Genomic DNA, 16,137 nt, shown 5'->3' on the forward strand with positions numbered 1-16,137 from the left:
CTGAAGCGCTCCTGCCCCGGCGCCGCGCGGCGGCACGTCCCGTCCCCCGCGTTCGCCAGCCTTCGCGAGTCCGCCGGCTCGCCTTCGCGAGTCCTTGAGCAGGAACCGTCACCTACAGCAGGAAGAACTCGCCGCTCTGTTCCTGCTGACGGTCCCCGTTCCTGCTGAAGCGCTCCCCCGTTCCTGCTGAAGGGCTCTCCCGTTCCTGCTCGAGGCGGGATGCGCGCCTGGAACCTCCTGCTCGTGGCTCGGGTGGTCTCGAGGCTCGCTGCGCTCGCACCTCGACCAACGGCGTGGGCGCGGGCTCGGGCTCGGAGCGGAGCGGAGCGAGGCGGGACCGCTTCCGTCCCCTTCCGGTTGCCGAGATCCCATCAGCAGGATCTCGTCCCTTCAGCAGGAGATGCGTCGGGCGTATCTCCTGCTGAAGGGCGGAGGTCCTGCTGCCGGTCGCCGAGCGGCGGCGCTCCGCGGGGATGAACTCAGTGCGCGACGGCGACGAGGCCCATCTCGGCGGGGTCGGCGAGGTACTCGTTCTTCGGCACGACGCGCACGTTGTAGCCGAACGAGCCCGGCCGCGACAGGGTGACGGTGCCGGCGAAGGTGCGGGAGCCGTCGAGCGCGATCGGGCCGGTCGTCGCGGCCGAGGTGTCGTCGTCCAGCGGGGCGAGCTCCACCGTCGCGGTGCCGACGAGGTCGTCGCCCTCGCGGCTGGTGCCGTAGACCACCTCGACGGCGACGTCGTCCGGGGACAGCGAGCCGAGCTGCACCTGCGCGCGCACGTGCAGCCGGTCGCCGACCTGCGGCACGGCGGCGAGGCCGCCCGACTCGACGTGCACGACCGACACGCCCTCCCAGCCCGCGGAGACGACGCCCTTCCAGGCGGCCAGCTCCCGGCCGCCTGCGAAGTCGGACGCCGAGATGCTGCGTGCGGCGACGGCGGCCGGGGTGTAGAGCCGGTTCACGTACTCGCGGACCATGCGGTCGGCGGACAGCTCGGGCGAGAGCGTCGCCAGCGTGTGCCGGACCGACTTCAGCCAGCGCCCCGGGACCCCCTTCGCGTCCCGGCGGTAGAACCGGGGGGCGATCTGGTTCTCGATCAGGTCGTACATGCTCTCGGCCTCGAGCGTGTCGCGCTCCTCCGCGTCGCCCGCGGCGTCGGCGGAGGGGATCGCCCAGCCGTCCTCGCCGTCGTAGTACTCGTTCCACCAGCCGTCGAGGATCGACAGGTTGAGCGAGCCGTTCAGCGCCGCCTTCATGCCGGAGGTGCCGCACGCCTCGAGCGGGCGCAGCGGGTTGTTCAGCCAGATGTCCGTGCCCGGGTAGAGCACCTGCGCCATCGCGATGTCGTAGTTCGGCAGGAACACGATGCGGCGCCGCAGGTCCGGGTCCTGCGTGAAGCGGACCAGCTTCTGGATCAGCCGCTTGCCCTCGTCGTCGGCCGGGTGCGACTTGCCGGCGATCACCAGCTGGATCGGGCGCTTCTTGTGGGTCAGGAGGGAGGCGAGGCGGTCCTCGTCCTCGAGCATCAGCGTCAGCCGCTTGTAGGTCGGGACGCGGCGTGCGAACCCGATGGTCAGCACGTCCGGGTCGAGCAGCTCGTCGAACCACGCGGGCGGCGTGGCCCCCGGGTTCTCCTCGCGCCAGGCCGCCGTCACGCGGCGCCGGGCGTCGGCGACGAGGTTCGCGCGCATCGCGTTCCGCACCGTCCACAGCTCGGCGTCCGAGACCGCGCCGCTCCCCCAGTCCGCCGCGGTCGTGTCCGAGGTGCCGAGCCGGCGCTCGGCCAGCTCGAGCAGCAGCGGGTCGGTCCAGGTGGGGGCGTGCACGCCGTTCGTCACAGAGGTGATCGGCACGTCGGAGGCGTCGAAGCCCGGCCAGAGCCCGTTGAACATGCCGCGGCTCACCTCGCCGTGCAGCACCGAGACGCCGTTGGCGTGCTGCCCGAGCCGGAGCCCCATGACCGCCATGTTGAAGACGTCGGGCGATCCGCCCGGGTAGTTCTCGCCGCCGAGGGCGAGCACCTCCCACACGTCGACACCCGGCAGCAGGTCGCCGGAGAAGTACTGCTCGATGAGGCCCCGGTCGAAGCGGTCGATGCCCGCGGGCACCGGCGTGTGCGTCGTGAACACGGTGCCGGCGCGGACGACCTGCAGCGCCTCGCCGAAGGAGAGCCCGTCGTGGATCAGCGTCGAGATCCGCTCGAGGCCCTGGAAGCCGGCGTGGCCCTCGTTGGCGTGGAAGACCTCCGCCTGCGGCCGGCCCGTGATCTCCGTCCAGAGGCGCAGCGCGCGCACGCCGCCGACGCCGAGCAGCAGCTCCTGCAGCAGGCGGTGCTCCCCGCCGCCGCCGTAGAGGCGGTCGGTCACGCCGCGCAGCGACTCCTCGTTGTCGGGGATGTCGGTGTCGAGCAGCAGCAGGGTCACCCGGCCGACGGCCACCTGCCACACGTGCGCGTGCAGGGTGCGGCCGTGCGGCAGCGCGAGCGAGACGAGCGCGGGCGCGCCGTCCGGGTGCCGCGTCAGCGTCAGCGGCAGCCCGTCCGGGTCCAGGACCGGGTACGCCTCCTGCTGCCAGCCGTCCGCGGAGATCGACTGCTTGAAGTAGCCCGCACGGTAGAAGAGGCCGATGCCCGTCAGAGGCAGCCCGAGGTCGGACGCGCTCTTCAGGTGGTCGCCGGCGAGGATGCCGAGGCCGCCGGAGTACTGCGGCAGCGCGGCCGCGATGCCGAACTCGGCCGAGAAGTAGGCGATGTGCCTCGGCGCGTCGGACAGCGTCTGGTACCAGCGCGGCTCGGAGGTGTAGGTCGCCAGGTCGTCGCGCAGCGCGTTGGCGCGGCCGACGAACTCCTGGTCGCGGGCCAGCTCGTCGAGCCGCGCGGGGCTCACGGCGCCGAGCAGCGCGACGGGGTCGCCCGCGATGCGCGCCCAGATCTCCGGGGCGACCTCCTCGAAGAGGTCCCGCGTCGGCTGGTGCCACGACCAGCGGAGGTTCGCGGCGAGCGCGTCGAGCGCCGAGAGGGCCTCCGGGAGGACGGTGCGGACGGTGAAGCGGCGGATTGCTTTCACGAGCGGGACGACTCCTCATTCCCTCGGGCACGGCCTCCGGTCACCATAGGCGATGGGGGTGACGGCGGTCAGGAGCGATCAGCGGCCCGGCCGGCCGCGCCCGCCGCGGGTCAGGAGACCCCCAGACCGCGTCGACCCCCGGTCCCTACAGTGACCCCGTGGCCGACTCCAAGGAAGTGACCGGACCCGACCCCGTCCGCACGCGCTCCGGCGCCGGGACCCGCGATCGGCCCGCGACCCGCGGGCGCGTCGTCAGCGAGTCGTGGCACCCCGTGCTCGGCCGCATCCCGATCCTCGACCTCGCGCCGCAGCAGCCCGACGACCTGTGGCCCGCGAAGGCGTTCGACGGCGAGGTCGTGCCGTTCTCCGCGACCGTGTTCAAGGAGGGGCACGACGTCATCGACGCCGCCGTCGTGCTGACGACCCCGTCGGGCCGCCGGATCGAGCGCCGGATGGAGCAGGTGAACCCGGGCCTCGGCCGGTGGACCGCCTCCGTGCTGACGGACGAGACCGGCTTCTGGACCTGGCGCCTGGTCGCGTGGCTCGATGACTGGGGCACCTGGCTGCACGACGCCGACATCAAGGTGCCAGCCGGCATCGACGTGGAGCTCATGTTCGAGTCCGCCGCGCGGCTGCTCGAGCGGGCCGCGGACGAGGACCGGGCCGACGACGTCCGCGCGCTGCTGCGCGACACGGCGAGCGCCCTGCGCGACACCGGTCAGGACCCCGCCACGCGGCTGCGGCTGACGCGCGAGGACCGGCTCGCCCGCGCGATCGCCGAGACGCCGATCCGCAGCCTCGTCACCGAGGGGCCCGAGCGCCGCCTGCGCGTGGAGCGGCTGCGCGCCGGCCGCGGCTCGTGGTACGAGTTCTTCCCCCGGTCCGAGGGCGCGGTGCAGCACGAGGACGGCTCGTGGACCAGCGGCACCTTCCGGACGGCCGCACAGCGGCTGCCCGCGATCGCGGAGATGGGCTTCGACGTCGTCTACATCCCGCCGATCCACCCGATCGGTCGCACCAACCGCAAGGGCCCGAACAACACCCTGCACGCGGGCCCCCACGACCCCGGCTCCCCCTACGGCATCGGCTCGCCCGACGGCGGCCACGACGCGATCCACCCGGACCTCGGCACCTGGGAGGACTTCGACGCCTTCCTCGAGGCGGCGAGGCGGCTGCACCTCGAGATCGCGCTCGACATCGCGCTGCAGGCGAGCCCGGACCACCCCTGGGTGACCGAGCACCCGGAGCTGTTCACGACGCTGCCGGACGGCTCCATCGCCTACGCGGAGAACCCGCCGAAGAAGTACCAGGACATCTACCCCCTGAACTTCGACAACGACCCCGAGGGCTCGTACCTCGAGATGCGCCGCGTCTTCCAGGTCTGGCTCGACCGGGGCGTCCGCATCTTCCGGGTCGACAACCCGCACACGAAGCCGCTCGGCTTCTGGGAGCGGCTGCTGCACGACGTGAACGCCGAGTACCCCGACGCGATCTTCCTGTCCGAGGCGTTCACCCGGCCGCCGATGATGCGCGGCCTCGCGAAGGTCGGCTTCCAGCAGAGCTACACCTACTTCACCTGGCGCAACACGAAGGAGGAGCTGGCGGAGTACCTCGTCGAGCTGTCGACCGAGACGGCGGACTACCTGCGCCCGAACTTCTTCGTCAACACCCACGACATCCTCACGCCGTACCTGCAGTTCGGCGGCGAGGCCGCGTACCGCATCCGCGCGGCGCTCGCCGCGACGAGCGTGCCGAGCTGGGGGGTCTACTCCGGCTACGAGCTGATCGAGAACGTCGCCCGGCCCGGCGCCGAGGAGAACATCGACAACGAGAAGTACGAGTACCGCCCGCGCGACTGGGCGAAGGCCGCGATGCTCGGCCGGACGCTCGCGCCGTACCTGGCCCGCCTGAACGGCATCCGCCGCGACCACCCGGCGCTCGGCCAGCTGCGGAACGTCGCGATCCACCCGACCGACTCCGACGCGGTGATCGCGTACAGCAAGCATCTCGACGCGGAGTTCACCGGCGGCGCCGACGACACGATCGTCGTCGTCGCGAACCTCGACCCCCACGGGGCCAGGGAGACCATGGTCCACCTGGACCTGACCCGCATCGGCCGGAGCCCGGGCGACGTGATCACCGTCCGCGACCTGGTGACCGGCGCGGTCTACCAGTGGGGCGCCGACGCCTACGTCCGGCTCGACCCGTTCGTCGAGCCCGTGCACATCCTGTCGGTCGAGGACTGACGAGACCAAGGAGGAGGTCCGCTATGCCCAGGAAGACCGCCAAGACCGCCGACGCGCCGGCCGCGCTCCCCGACGGCACCCTCGAGGGCGCGGCGGAGACGGCACCCCCGTCGCCCGAGGTGCCCGAGGAGGCGACCGGCGGCGACGCGGCCGGCACGTCCGAGACCGCCGAGCCGGTCGAGACGCCCGAGGACGACCCCGCGGCGCCGGTGCCGGGCGAAGACGTGCTCGGCAGCATCGCGGACGGCACCCACAGCGGACCGCACTCCGTGCTCGGCCAGCACCCGGTGGGCGACACCGGCGCCGTCGTGATCCGCGCGCTCCGCCCGCTCGCCCGGCAGGTGGTCGCCGTCCTCGACTCCGGCGACCGCGTCGAGCTCGGGCACGTCGGACAGGGCGTCTGGCAGGGCGTGTCGACGGCCGGCCTCACCGGTTACGTGCTGGAGACGACGTACGACGAGTCGACCTGGACGACGGACGACCCGTACCGCTTCCTCCCCTCCGTCGGCGAGGTCGACCTGCACCTCTTCGGCGAGGGCCGCCACGAGCGGCTGTGGGAGATGCTCGGCGCGCACCACCGAGAGCTGCACGGGGTGGACCGGGGCAGCTGGGGCACCTCGTTCAGCGTCTGGGCGCCGCACGCCCGGGCCGTGCGCGTCATCGGCGACTTCAACAACTGGAACGGCCGCCTGCACGCGATGCGGCGCCTCGACGGCGTGGGCGTGTGGGAGCTGTTCGTCCCCGGCCTCGACCCGTACAACGCGTACAAGTTCGAGATCCTCACCCGCCACGGCGAGTGGATCGAGAAGGCCGACCCGATGGCGCGGCACGCCGAGCAGGCGCCCGCCACCGCCTCCGTCGTCACGGAGAGCGGGTACGTCTGGGGCGACTCCGCATGGATGAGCGCCCGGGCGGCGCAGAACCCCAACGACACCCCGATCAGCGTCTACGAGATGCACTTCGGCTCGTGGCGGCAGGGCCTCGGCTACCGCGAGGCGGCCGACCAGCTGATCGAGTACCTGCACGAGACCGGCTACACCCACGTCGAGTTCCTGCCGCTGGCCGAGCACCCCTACGAGCCGTCGTGGGGCTACCAGGTCACGGGGTACTACGCGCCGACGAGCCGCTTCGGCCACCCCGACGACCTCCGCTACCTGATCGACCGCCTGCACCAGGCGCGCATCGGCGTCTACATGGACTGGGTGCCCGGGCACTTCCCGAAGGACGCGTTCGCGCTCGCGCAGTTCGACGGCGAACCGCTGTACGAGCACAGCGACCCGCGCCTCGGCGAGCACATGGACTGGGGCACGCTGATCCCGAACTACGGGGACAGCCAGGTGCGCAACTTCCTCGTCGCGAACGCCCTGTACTGGCTGGACGAGTTCCACGTCGACGGCCTGCGGGTCGACGCCGTGGCCTCCATGCTCTACCTCGACTACTCGCGCGAGGCCGGGCAGTGGGTGCCGAACCGCTACGGCGGCCGGGAGAACCTGGAGGCGATCGCCTTCCTGCAGGAGACGACGGCGACGGCCTACAAGCTGCACCCCGGCGTGATGATGATGGCGGAGGAGTCGACCAGCTGGGGCGGCGTCACGCACCCCACCGACCACGGCGGCCTGGGCTTCGGGCTGAAGTGGAACATGGGCTGGATGAACGACACCCTGCGCTACATCGCGAACGACCCGATGTGGCGCAGCCACCACCAGAACGAGCTCACGTTCTCGTTCCTCTACTCGTTCAGCGAGAACTTCATCCTGCCGATCAGCCACGACGAGGTCGTGCACGGCAAGGGCAGCCTGATCGGCAAGATGCCGGGCGATCCCTGGCAGCAGCTCGCCAACGTGCGCGCGTACCTGGCGCTGCAGTGGGCCCACCCGGGCAAGCAGCTGCTGTTCATGGGGCAGGAGTTCGGGCAGCGCAGCGAGTGGGCCGAGTCCCGGAGCCTCGACTGGTGGATCCTCGACCAGCCGGCGCACCGCGGCCTGCTGAACTTCGTGTCCCAGCTGAACCGGGTGTACCGCGAGAACCCGTCGTTCTGGGAGCAGGACTCCACGAGCGCCGGCTTCAGCTGGATCGACGGCAGCGACGCGGCCAACAGCGTGCTGTCGTTCCTGCGCTGGGACCGCGACGGCAACCCGATCGCTGCGCTGTTCAACTTCTCGGGCCGGCCCGTCGGCGACTACCGCGTCGGCCTGCCCTTCGCGGGCACCTGGGAGGAGCTGCTGAACAGCGACGCCGGTGAGTTCGGCGGCTCCGGCGTCGGCAACTACGGCGCGGTCGTCGCGGAGAACGAGCCGAGCCACGGCCACCCGGCGTCGGCGGTGCTGACCCTCCCGCCGCTCGGCGCGCTCTACCTGCGCCCGAAGTCCCGGAAGTAGCGCGGGCGGTCGGGCCGTCGCCCTGCGGGGCGGCGGCCCGCCGGCTCAGCCCCGCAGGGCGACGCGGCGCGCCGCGAGGCGCAGCTCCAGCTCGCGCACGATCACGACGGCGAGCTGCGCCAGGTCGTCCAGCTCGTCCTCGTCGAAGTCGCGCTGCACGCGGTCGAGCACGCCGAGCGCGCCGATGCTCAGCCCGTCGTGGGTGATGAGCGGCGCGCCGGCGTAGGAGGCGAGGCCCGGGTCGGCGACCAGGATCGGGTTGCTCGCGGTGCGCGGGTCCGCGCGGACGTCCCTGATCGACACGGGTCGCCCTGTGCGGACGGGGATCGCGCACAGCGCCTCGCTGCGGGCGACCTCCATCCTCGAACCGCCGAGACCGCGGGCCGCCTTGATCACCTTGCGGTCCGCGTCGACGAGCGACACGAAGGCGGCGGGCACCCGCAGCAGGCGGGTGGCCAGGTGGGCGACCCGGTCGAAGGCCTCGTCGGGCGCGTCGCCCAGCACGTCGAAGCGGTGCGCGGCGGTCGCGCGGGCGCCCTCGTCCGCCCCGAGGAGGGCGGGGTCGAGGGCGCGCTCCCGCACGAGCTCGTCGATCAGCGCGTTCTGCAGGCCGACCGACACCTCCGGCAGGGTGAGGCGCTCCTCCGGCCGCCGGCGCAGCATCCCGCGCAGCACCGTCGCCACGCCCGCCGGCACGGAGTCCGGCACCACCGGGTCGCGGTCGAGCCGCGCAGCGGCGGACTCGAACACGGTGCCCGGGTACTCCACCCGACCGGTGACCGCCTCGAGCAGCACGAGCCCGAGGGAGTACACGTCCGTCGCGGGCACGGCGTCCTCGCCCTCGACCTGCTCCGGGCCGAGGTAGGCGGCGGTGCCCGTCGTGAACTCGCCCTGCTCGGTCCCGATGATGCTGGAGATCCCGAAGTCCGTCAGCTTGCCGCGGACCCGGACCTCCTCGTTCCGGAGGTCGAGCAGCACGTTCGCCGGCTTCACGTCGCGGTGCAGGTACCCGTGCTCGTGCACGTGGTGCAGCCCGTCGGCCAGGTCGAACCCCAGGTACGCGACCTGCTTCGCCGGGAGCGGCCCCGAGCGCAGGCGTTCGCGCAGGTCGACGCCGGGGGTGCGCTCCATCACGAGGTAGATCCGCGGTGAGGCCGGCTCGCTCGCGTCCACCCCGGCGTCCAGCAGCGTGACGAGCGCGTGGTGACTCAGGCGGGCGACCAGCTGCGCCTCCGCCTGCTGCACCCGCAGCTCGTCGGCCGACACCGCGCGCTCGGTGAAGACCTTGATCGCGACCTCGCGCCCGAGCAGCAGGTCGCGCGCCGCATAGACGGTGGAGGCGCCGCCGCGGCCCAGCACGGAGCCGATCACGTAGCGGTCGGCGAGCGCGGCCGGCAGCCGCTGATCGGTAGAGATGGGGCGCGTCGCGTCCTGGCTCACGGCGGTCCGTCCTCCTGTCGCAGAGCCTCACTCTGACGCACGGGCGCCGTGCAGCGCACGGGGTCTGCGCGAACCGTCCACCTGCCGCCGCGATCCGTGCATCGGCGCCCGTCCCCGCCCGTCCCCCGCACTGGGGTCCGCATTCCGGAGGACACGGCTTGTCCCCGGGAAGCCAGCCGTCGTAGCGTCGTCCCCACACGGGAACCCCCTTCCGGCACCCACCGGGAGCCCGTGACCCGAATCGCGCCGTCCCCGCGGCGCTCCGCTTCCGGTCGCCCCCTCGGCCGCCGGTCCTTCACCCAGAGGACCTCCCCCACGATGACCGCTTCCCCCGTGACGCTGACCGCGTCCCGCACCGTCGCCGCGCCCGCCGTCCGCTGGGCCGGCCGCTACGCCCGCCGACTGTTCCTCACCGACACCGCCGTCGTCGCACTCGCCGTGCTCGTGACGCACCTGCTGGTGCTGTCCCGCGCCGAGGCGCTGACGACGCGGGCCGGGGCGGAGGCCCTGATCGGCTACCCGATCGTGTCCGCCGCGCTCGCGCTCGTCTGGATCGTGCTGCTCGCGGTCTTCGACAGCCGGGACGAGGACGAGATCGGCTCGGGCTCCACGGAGTACCGCCGCGTGATCCGCGCCGGCACCGCGACCCTGATCGTGATGATCGTCGCCGCGTTCTTCCTCGGCCTCGACCTCTCCCGGGTGTGGGTCGCGGCGGTCGTCCCGGTCGGCACCGGGGCGCTGCTCGGCGGCCGCCTGCTCTGGCGCCGCTGGCTGATCGCCCGCCGCACCGCCGGCGCCTACTCGCACCGGGTCGTGCTCGTCGGCTCGACCGAGACGGTCGTCAGGACCGCGCTCGACCTCGCCCGGCAGCCCGGGCACGGCTACCGGGTGGTCGGCGTCGCGCCGACCGACGGGGACGTCCGCGGCAGCATCGCCGACCTGCCGGTCGTCGGCACGGTCGACGACGTGCCGCAGGCGATGCGGATGCTCGGCGCCGACACCGTGATCGCCACGAGCAGCGACCGCCTGCCCGCCGAGCGGCTGCGCGACCTCGCCTGGCACCTCGACCCGGCCCACCACCTGGTGCTCGCCCCCGAGCTGACCGACGTCGGCGGCTCCCGCATCCACCTGCGCCCCGCCGCCGGCCTGCCGCTCATCCACGTCGAGACGCCGCACCAGCGCGGTGCCGGTCGCGCGGCGAAGCGGGTGTTCGACGTGGTCGTGTCCTCGGCCGTGCTCGCGCTGCTCTCCCCCGTGCTCATCGCGATCGCCGTGCTCGTGCACCGCGACAGCCCCGGCGGTGTGCTCTACCGGCAGGAGCGCGTCGGCCGCAACGGCGAGCCGTTCTCGATCCTGAAGTTCCGCTCGATGTGCGCCGACGCCGACGAGCGCCGTGCCGCGCTGACCGCGGGGATGGGCAAGGGCCTGTTCAAGATGGCCGACGACCCGCGCATCACCCGCGTCGGCCGGGTGCTGCGCCGCTACTCGCTCGACGAGCTGCCCCAGCTGATCAACGTGCTGCGCGGCGAGATGAGCCTCGTCGGCCCGCGCCCCGCGCTGCCCTCGGAGGTGTCGGAGTACGACCGCCGCGAGCTGCGCCGCCTCGCCGTCACCCCGGGCCTCTCCGGGCTCTGGCAGGTCAGCGGCCGCTCGGACCTCGCCTGGGCGGACGGCATCCGGCTCGACCTCTACTACGTCGAGAACTGGTCGCTGACGCAGGACCTGCAGATCCTCTGGCGCACGGCCCGCGCCGTGCTCGCGAGCGACGGGGCGTACTGAATTCATTGACGGTGTCGGCTCGGGGACGCTCCGCGCCCCCTCACCGCCACCGGCGTCGCTGGCGCGACGCGGCTCCGCTGCGCTCCGCGTTCGGCCGAAAGGCCGGAGGGGCTGAAGCCCCCGCTTCGCGCCGCGGCGCCGAAGGCGCGCGAACGGCTGCGGGTGCGGATGCGGCTGCGGCTGCGGCTGCGGCTGCGGACGCAGCTCGATGTCGCGGATATAGGCAGTTGGCGGGCTGCAGGCAGTTAGCGGGGTTGCAGCCGATGTCGGGGATGCAGGCCGCTGTCGGGGATGCAGGAGGGAACGGCCGGATCGAGCCTGCATCGGTGACGTCGACCTGCATGCGCCGCGCCGTGCTGCAGGATCCGGTGCCGCCGCGTCGGTTCCGGTGCGCCGAGGGCACCTGCACGTGCACCGGAACCCACGAGGGGGCACCGGAACACACGAGCGGGCATCGGGTGCCACCAAACGCCCCCGCCTCAGCCCCCTCCCGGCTTCGGGCGCCGGCGCTCGCGAGCCGGGGTGGTCTCGAGGCTCCGCTGCGCTCCGCACCTCGACCAGCGGGCCAGCGCAGCTGAGGCTTCAGCCTCTCCGGCCTTCAGGCCGAACGCGGAGGGCAGGCTCCGCTGCGCTCCGCACCTCGACCAACGAGCAGACGGAGGGCAGGCTCCGCTGCGCTCCGCACCTCGACCAACGAGCAGACGGAGCGCAGCGCGGGACAGCGCAGCTGAGGCTTCAGCCTCTCCGGCCTTTCGGCCGGACGCGGAGCGCAGCGGAGCCGTGTCGCGCCAGCGACACCGGAGGCGGCGACGGGATGCGGAGCATCCCCGAGCCGACTCCGTTCTATCGATTCAGTACAGGAGGTTCGCGAGGCGGCGGCGGGCCGGCGGCACGCGCGGGTCGTCGGGGCCGGCGAGCGTGAACCAGTCGAGCAGACGCTGACGAAGCACGCTCTTCTGCTCCGGCGTCGCCGTCGGGAAGAGGTCGAGCAGCCGCCCGAACGCGTCGTCGAGGTGACCGCCGGAGACGTCGAGGTCGCCGACCGCGAGCGCCGCGTCCACGTCGCGGGGATCGCCGGCGGCGCGCTCTCGCGCGTCGGCCGGCAGCGACTGCAGCCGGTCGAGCAGCTCGACCTGCGCGAGCGCGGCGGGCGCCGCGGTGTCGCGGGGGTCCTGCGCGATCGCGGTGCGGAACAGTCGCGCCGCCTCGGGGTAGTCGCCGCGGTCGATCGCCGCGTAGGCCTCCACGTGCAGGGGCGGCAGCGGTGCCGGCTCCGGCTCCGCGGGGCCCTCGGCGCCGTCGCCGCCCGCGTCGGGGACGCTGCCAGTCACCCCGTGCTGCTGGGCGAGGGTGAGCAGCTGCTGGAACAGCGGCCCCATCTGCTCCTCCGGCAGCACGCCGGCGAACAGCGGGACGGGCGCGCCGGCGACGACGGCCACGACCGTCGGCAGGGACTGCGCCTGGAACGCCTCGGCGACCTGCGGGTTCGCGTCCGCATCGACGATCGCGAGCACCAGCCGCCCGGCCTCCGCCTCGACCGCACGGCGCAGCGGCGTCAGCAGGTCCTGGGACGGCGTGCTCCACGTCGCGATGAGCGCGACGACGACGGGAACGGTCCGCGACAGCTCGACGAGCTGCGGGAACTCGGCGTCCCCCGCCTCGACGACGACGCGGGACTGCTCGGGCGCGGCGGCCGCCTGCCCGTCCTGCTGCGGCGCCTGCTGACCCCGCGCGGCCTGCGCCGCCTGCTGGGTCTTGCGCGCGACGAGCGGCGAGAGGTCGATCGCCCCGCGGAGGCCGCCTGGCGGCGGTGCGGGTACGGCAGGCACGGGCGCTACAACTCCTTCGCGGAAACGAGACCCTGAGCGTAGCCGAGCAGCTTGATCGGCTCCGTGGAGCCGGCGGACGGCACCTGGAACAGCAGCTGGTAGCCGTAGACGGACTGGATGCCCTTGCCGGTGGAGGAGGTGCCGGCGAGGATCTTCGTCCCGCCGCTCGGGCGCACGGTGACGCCGGAGCGCTTCGGCTTGACCGTCCACTTCTCCTCGAGGTTCACCGACACGAGCGCGACCGCGTTCGCGGTGGTCAGGGCGACCACCTGCTCGGGGTCGACCGTCTTGTCGGCGAAGGAGATGGAGGCGGTGCCGCCCAGCTTCTTGGCGATCTTCTTCTTCGCGGCCTCGCCGACGTTCTTCACGAGCGCGTCGCCGCTGGTGTCGAACAGCGCCGCCTCCTTCGCGTCGCTCTTGCGCAGCACCCGTCCGTAGTCGGTCGCGAGGTCCGCCGGGGCGACCCGCAGCACGGTGTTCTGGGGGTTGAGGCGCTTGGCGCCGGTGAGCGCGGACGGCAGCACGGGGAGGACCGTCTCCGACGGCAGCTCCATGGCGTAGTGCACCTTGTAGGCGGCCCGCGGGTCGTCCTGCATCATCGTGAGGGCGAGCGGCGCCTTGTCCTTCTCGCTCGGGTCCTCCACCACGGCGAAGAGGGAGCGCGGCCACCCGGCGGTCGCCTCGGGCAGGATCAGCTTCAGCTGCGCGCCGGCGCCCGGCAGCGCGGGCGGCAGGGCGTACTTCTTGTCCTTCTTGCGGATGGCGTACGCCGCGGTGCGCAGCTCGAGCGCCGGCCCGGCGAACCGCCGCTCGGCGAGCTTGACGCTGTGGCGGCCGTCGGCCTTCGCGGCCGTCTCGGCGGCGTGCAGGACGATGCGCTGCGCCTGCTGCTCCCCCACCGTGGCGACCGGCTCCCGCGGCGCGGCGGAGGCGGCGGGCGCGGTGCCGGCGGCGGAAGCGACGATGCCGGCGACGAGCGCGGCACCGAGCATCGGCGCGGCGGCGTGCACCGCGGAGCGGCCGGCGGTGCTGCGGCGGCCGCGCGAGGGCCCGCTCGTGACCGGCGCGGTCGGCTTGAACCGCGGCGGCTGCGGACGCCGGTTGCGCTTCGACGGCGGCTTGCGAGGCGGGCCGCGGCTGCGGCGCACGTGCGCGAGCGCCCACACGTACAGGACGAGCCCCAGCACCGCGAGGGCGCCGCCGCCGGCGAGCAGGACCCCGGAGACCGGCGTGGTCGGCGGGACCGGCCAGGTGAGGCGGATGGTGGACGGGGCCGGGTGGGCGCCGTCGGAGGCGACGATCATCGACATGCCCTTGGGCAGGTCGACCGGCCAGTCGAGGGCGCGATCGCCGGACCGCTCGTCGAGCCAGAGGTCGGAGCCCGCCGGGTCCGGCTCGCCGCCGCCGGTCAGGCCCGCGACGCTCGGGGCGACCGCGACCTGCGAGGTGGCGGCCTTCGCCTCCGCATCGACGCCGAGGCGGGCGTAGCGCTCGCCCGACAGCCAGGCGGTGACGTCCGCGGTGCGGCCGTAGGCGGCGAAGACGGGGCCGTCGCCCTCGAGGCGGAGCCGCTGCTGCCCGGGGTGCGCGCGGAGCACGGAGGACGGGATCACGACGTAGTCCACGTCGGCCGGAGCCGACGCGCTCATCGAGATCGTCGTGGGCGGCTTCAGGAACGTGCGCTGGGCGACCCCGGCCACGATCATCACGGCCGCGGCGAGCAGCGCCACGAGTGCGATGGCGAACCGCATCGCGCTCCCTCCTGTCACGCCCCGCGGCCGCATCGCGCGCGCCGTCCCCTCGAGGGCCGCGTCAGCCTAAGCACGGCCCCTCCCCCGTTCGGGGACGACGCACGGCGCGCCTCCGATGCGGGCGGCGGGTCCGCTCCCGCACCTACACTGCGTAACCGACGCCGGCGCGCGCATGCCTCCGGCGCGCGTGCCGCACCGGTGATCCGTGGGAGGAGCGTCCGTGTCCGACGAGTCCGGGTTCACGACGACGATGCGCGGCTACAACCGCGACGAGGTCGACCGCGCGATGCAGGAGCTGCGCCGCGAGCTGATCAAGGCGAACGGCTCGCTCGCCGAGGCGCAGCGCGAGATCAAGCGGCTGACGGCGCGGGTCGACGAGCTCGACGGCGAGCTGGAGGAGGTCGGCACCCCCACGTACTCCGGGCTCGGCCACCGGCTCGAGAGCCTGCTGCGGCTCGCGGAGGAGCAGTCGACCAAGGTCATCGCGCTCGCGGACATCGACGCCCAGAAGCTGCGGGCCGCGTCGCAGTCCGACGCGGACCGCCTCCGCCTCGAGACGACCGACCTCGCCGACCGCCTGGTCGGCGACGCCCGCGAGCAGGCGGAGCAGATGCTCTACCGCGCCAGGCTCGACGCCGACGCGATGGTCGAGCGCGCCGAGCTGCACGCGGAGACGACGACGCAGGACGCGGTGCGCGAAGCGGCCGCGATCCGCGGCGCCGTCGCCACGGAGGCGGCGGAGGTGCGCGGCACGGCGAAGCGGGAGGCGGCGGCGCTGAAGGCCGACGCGGAGCGCGAGGCCGCCGAGCTGCGGGCGGTCGTGGACCGCGAGACCGAGTCGGCCCGCGAGGACGCGGCGCGGCTCGTCCGCGAGACGGAGTTCGGGCGCGCCGAGCTGCAGCGCGAGATGGCCGCCCTGCGGGAGGACGCGGAGGCGTACGCCGAGCGGGTCCGGTCCGAGGCCGACGCGGAGGTGGAGCGCGCGCACGCGGACCTGAACCGCAAGGCCGAGCTGGCGCGCGCGGACGTCGCCCGCGAGACCGAGACCTCGCGGCTCGCGATCGCCCGCGAGGCGGAGGCGGCGCGGGCCGCGCTGCTCGAGGAGCTCGAGTCGACGCGCCTCGCGCACCTGCGGGAGCACGAGGCCCTGCGGAACGCGCTCGACGCCGAGCTCGCCGCGCTCCGCGACGAGGCGGCGCGCGAGGTGGAGCAGGCGCGGCTGGACCTGGACGTGGAGCTGAAGTCCCGCCGGGCGGAGGCGGAGGCGGACTACCTGGCGCGGCACCAGGAGGCGGTCGCCTCCACGCAGCGCTACCTCGACGACGCGAACGCGCAGCTGTCCGACGCCGTGCGGCGCAGCGCCGACAAGCGGCTCGAGGCGGACGCGCTGCAGATGCAGATCGAGGTCGACGGCCGGCGGGCGCAGGACGCCGCCCAGGCCGAGGCGACCGAGACGCTCGCGGCCGCCCGCGACCACGCGCAGGCCATCGTCGCCGAGGCCGAGCAGCGGTCCGCGACGCTGGTGCGGGACGCGGAGCGGCGGCTCGCCGAGCTGCGCGACGAGCGGGACGGCATCGCGCACTACTTCGAGTCGCTGCGGGGTGCGCTCGCCGGCGCGGCCCCCGTCGACGCCGACACCTGATCCCTGC

At 73.7% G+C, this 16,137-nt stretch carries 8 protein-coding genes; 4 read left to right on the top strand and 4 right to left on the bottom strand.

Features of this window, described 5'->3' with window-relative positions; translation table 11 throughout:
• Window positions 1-479 precede the first annotated feature (479 nt).
• Window positions 480-3,065, bottom strand: coding sequence for an alpha-glucan family phosphorylase (gene glgP, locus ACFSBI_RS09560; RefSeq protein WP_377934350.1), 2,586 nt, complete (start codon window positions 3,063-3,065; stop codon window positions 480-482).
• A 158-nt stretch (window positions 3,066-3,223) separates the two neighbouring features.
• Here glgP and ACFSBI_RS09565 point away from each other — a divergent pair, with 158 nt between their 5' ends.
• Complete coding sequence (locus tag ACFSBI_RS09565; RefSeq protein ID WP_377934352.1) at window positions 3,224-5,311, top strand: alpha-1,4-glucan--maltose-1-phosphate maltosyltransferase; 2,088 nt, start codon at window positions 3,224-3,226, stop codon at window positions 5,309-5,311.
• 23 nt (window positions 5,312-5,334) lie between these two features.
• Entirely contained in the window at window positions 5,335-7,689 is a 2,355-nt protein-coding gene (glgB, locus tag ACFSBI_RS09570) for a 1,4-alpha-glucan branching protein GlgB (protein WP_377934354.1), read from the top strand.
• A 45-nt stretch (window positions 7,690-7,734) separates the two neighbouring features.
• Here the strand turns inward: glgB and ACFSBI_RS09575 are convergent, their stop codons facing one another.
• Window positions 7,735-9,129 (bottom strand): protein kinase domain-containing protein, encoded by a 1,395-nt coding sequence (locus ACFSBI_RS09575; protein WP_377934355.1) that lies wholly within the window; start codon window positions 9,127-9,129, stop codon window positions 7,735-7,737.
• A gap of 318 nt (window positions 9,130-9,447) precedes the next feature.
• Here ACFSBI_RS09575 and ACFSBI_RS09580 point away from each other — a divergent pair, with 318 nt between their 5' ends.
• On the top strand, window positions 9,448-10,908 hold the full coding sequence (locus tag ACFSBI_RS09580) for a sugar transferase (RefSeq protein WP_377934357.1): 1,461 nt from the start codon (window positions 9,448-9,450) through the stop codon (window positions 10,906-10,908).
• Window positions 10,909-11,759: 851 nt separating this feature from the next.
• On the opposite strand, the gene ACFSBI_RS09585 is transcribed toward ACFSBI_RS09580, so the two are convergent.
• Both ACFSBI_RS09585 and ACFSBI_RS09590 read right to left on the bottom strand, forming a co-directional pair.
• Window positions 11,760-12,737: a co-chaperone YbbN gene (locus ACFSBI_RS09585; RefSeq protein WP_377934359.1), complete on the bottom strand. Its 978-nt coding sequence runs from the start codon at window positions 12,735-12,737 to the stop codon at window positions 11,760-11,762.
• 5 nt (window positions 12,738-12,742) lie between these two features.
• On the bottom strand, window positions 12,743-14,488 hold the full coding sequence (locus tag ACFSBI_RS09590; RefSeq protein WP_377934361.1) for a DUF8094 domain-containing protein: 1,746 nt from the start codon (window positions 14,486-14,488) through the stop codon (window positions 12,743-12,745).
• A 220-nt stretch (window positions 14,489-14,708) separates the two neighbouring features.
• Between ACFSBI_RS09590 and ACFSBI_RS09595 the strand changes: the two genes are divergently transcribed.
• On the top strand, window positions 14,709-16,130 hold the full coding sequence (locus ACFSBI_RS09595) for a DivIVA domain-containing protein (RefSeq protein ID WP_377934363.1): 1,422 nt from the start codon (window positions 14,709-14,711) through the stop codon (window positions 16,128-16,130).
• Window positions 16,131-16,137 lie beyond the last annotated feature (7 nt).

The organism is Amnibacterium endophyticum (assembly GCF_042680685.1).
Classification (GTDB): Bacteria; Actinomycetota; Actinomycetes; order Actinomycetales; family Microbacteriaceae; genus Amnibacterium; species Amnibacterium endophyticum.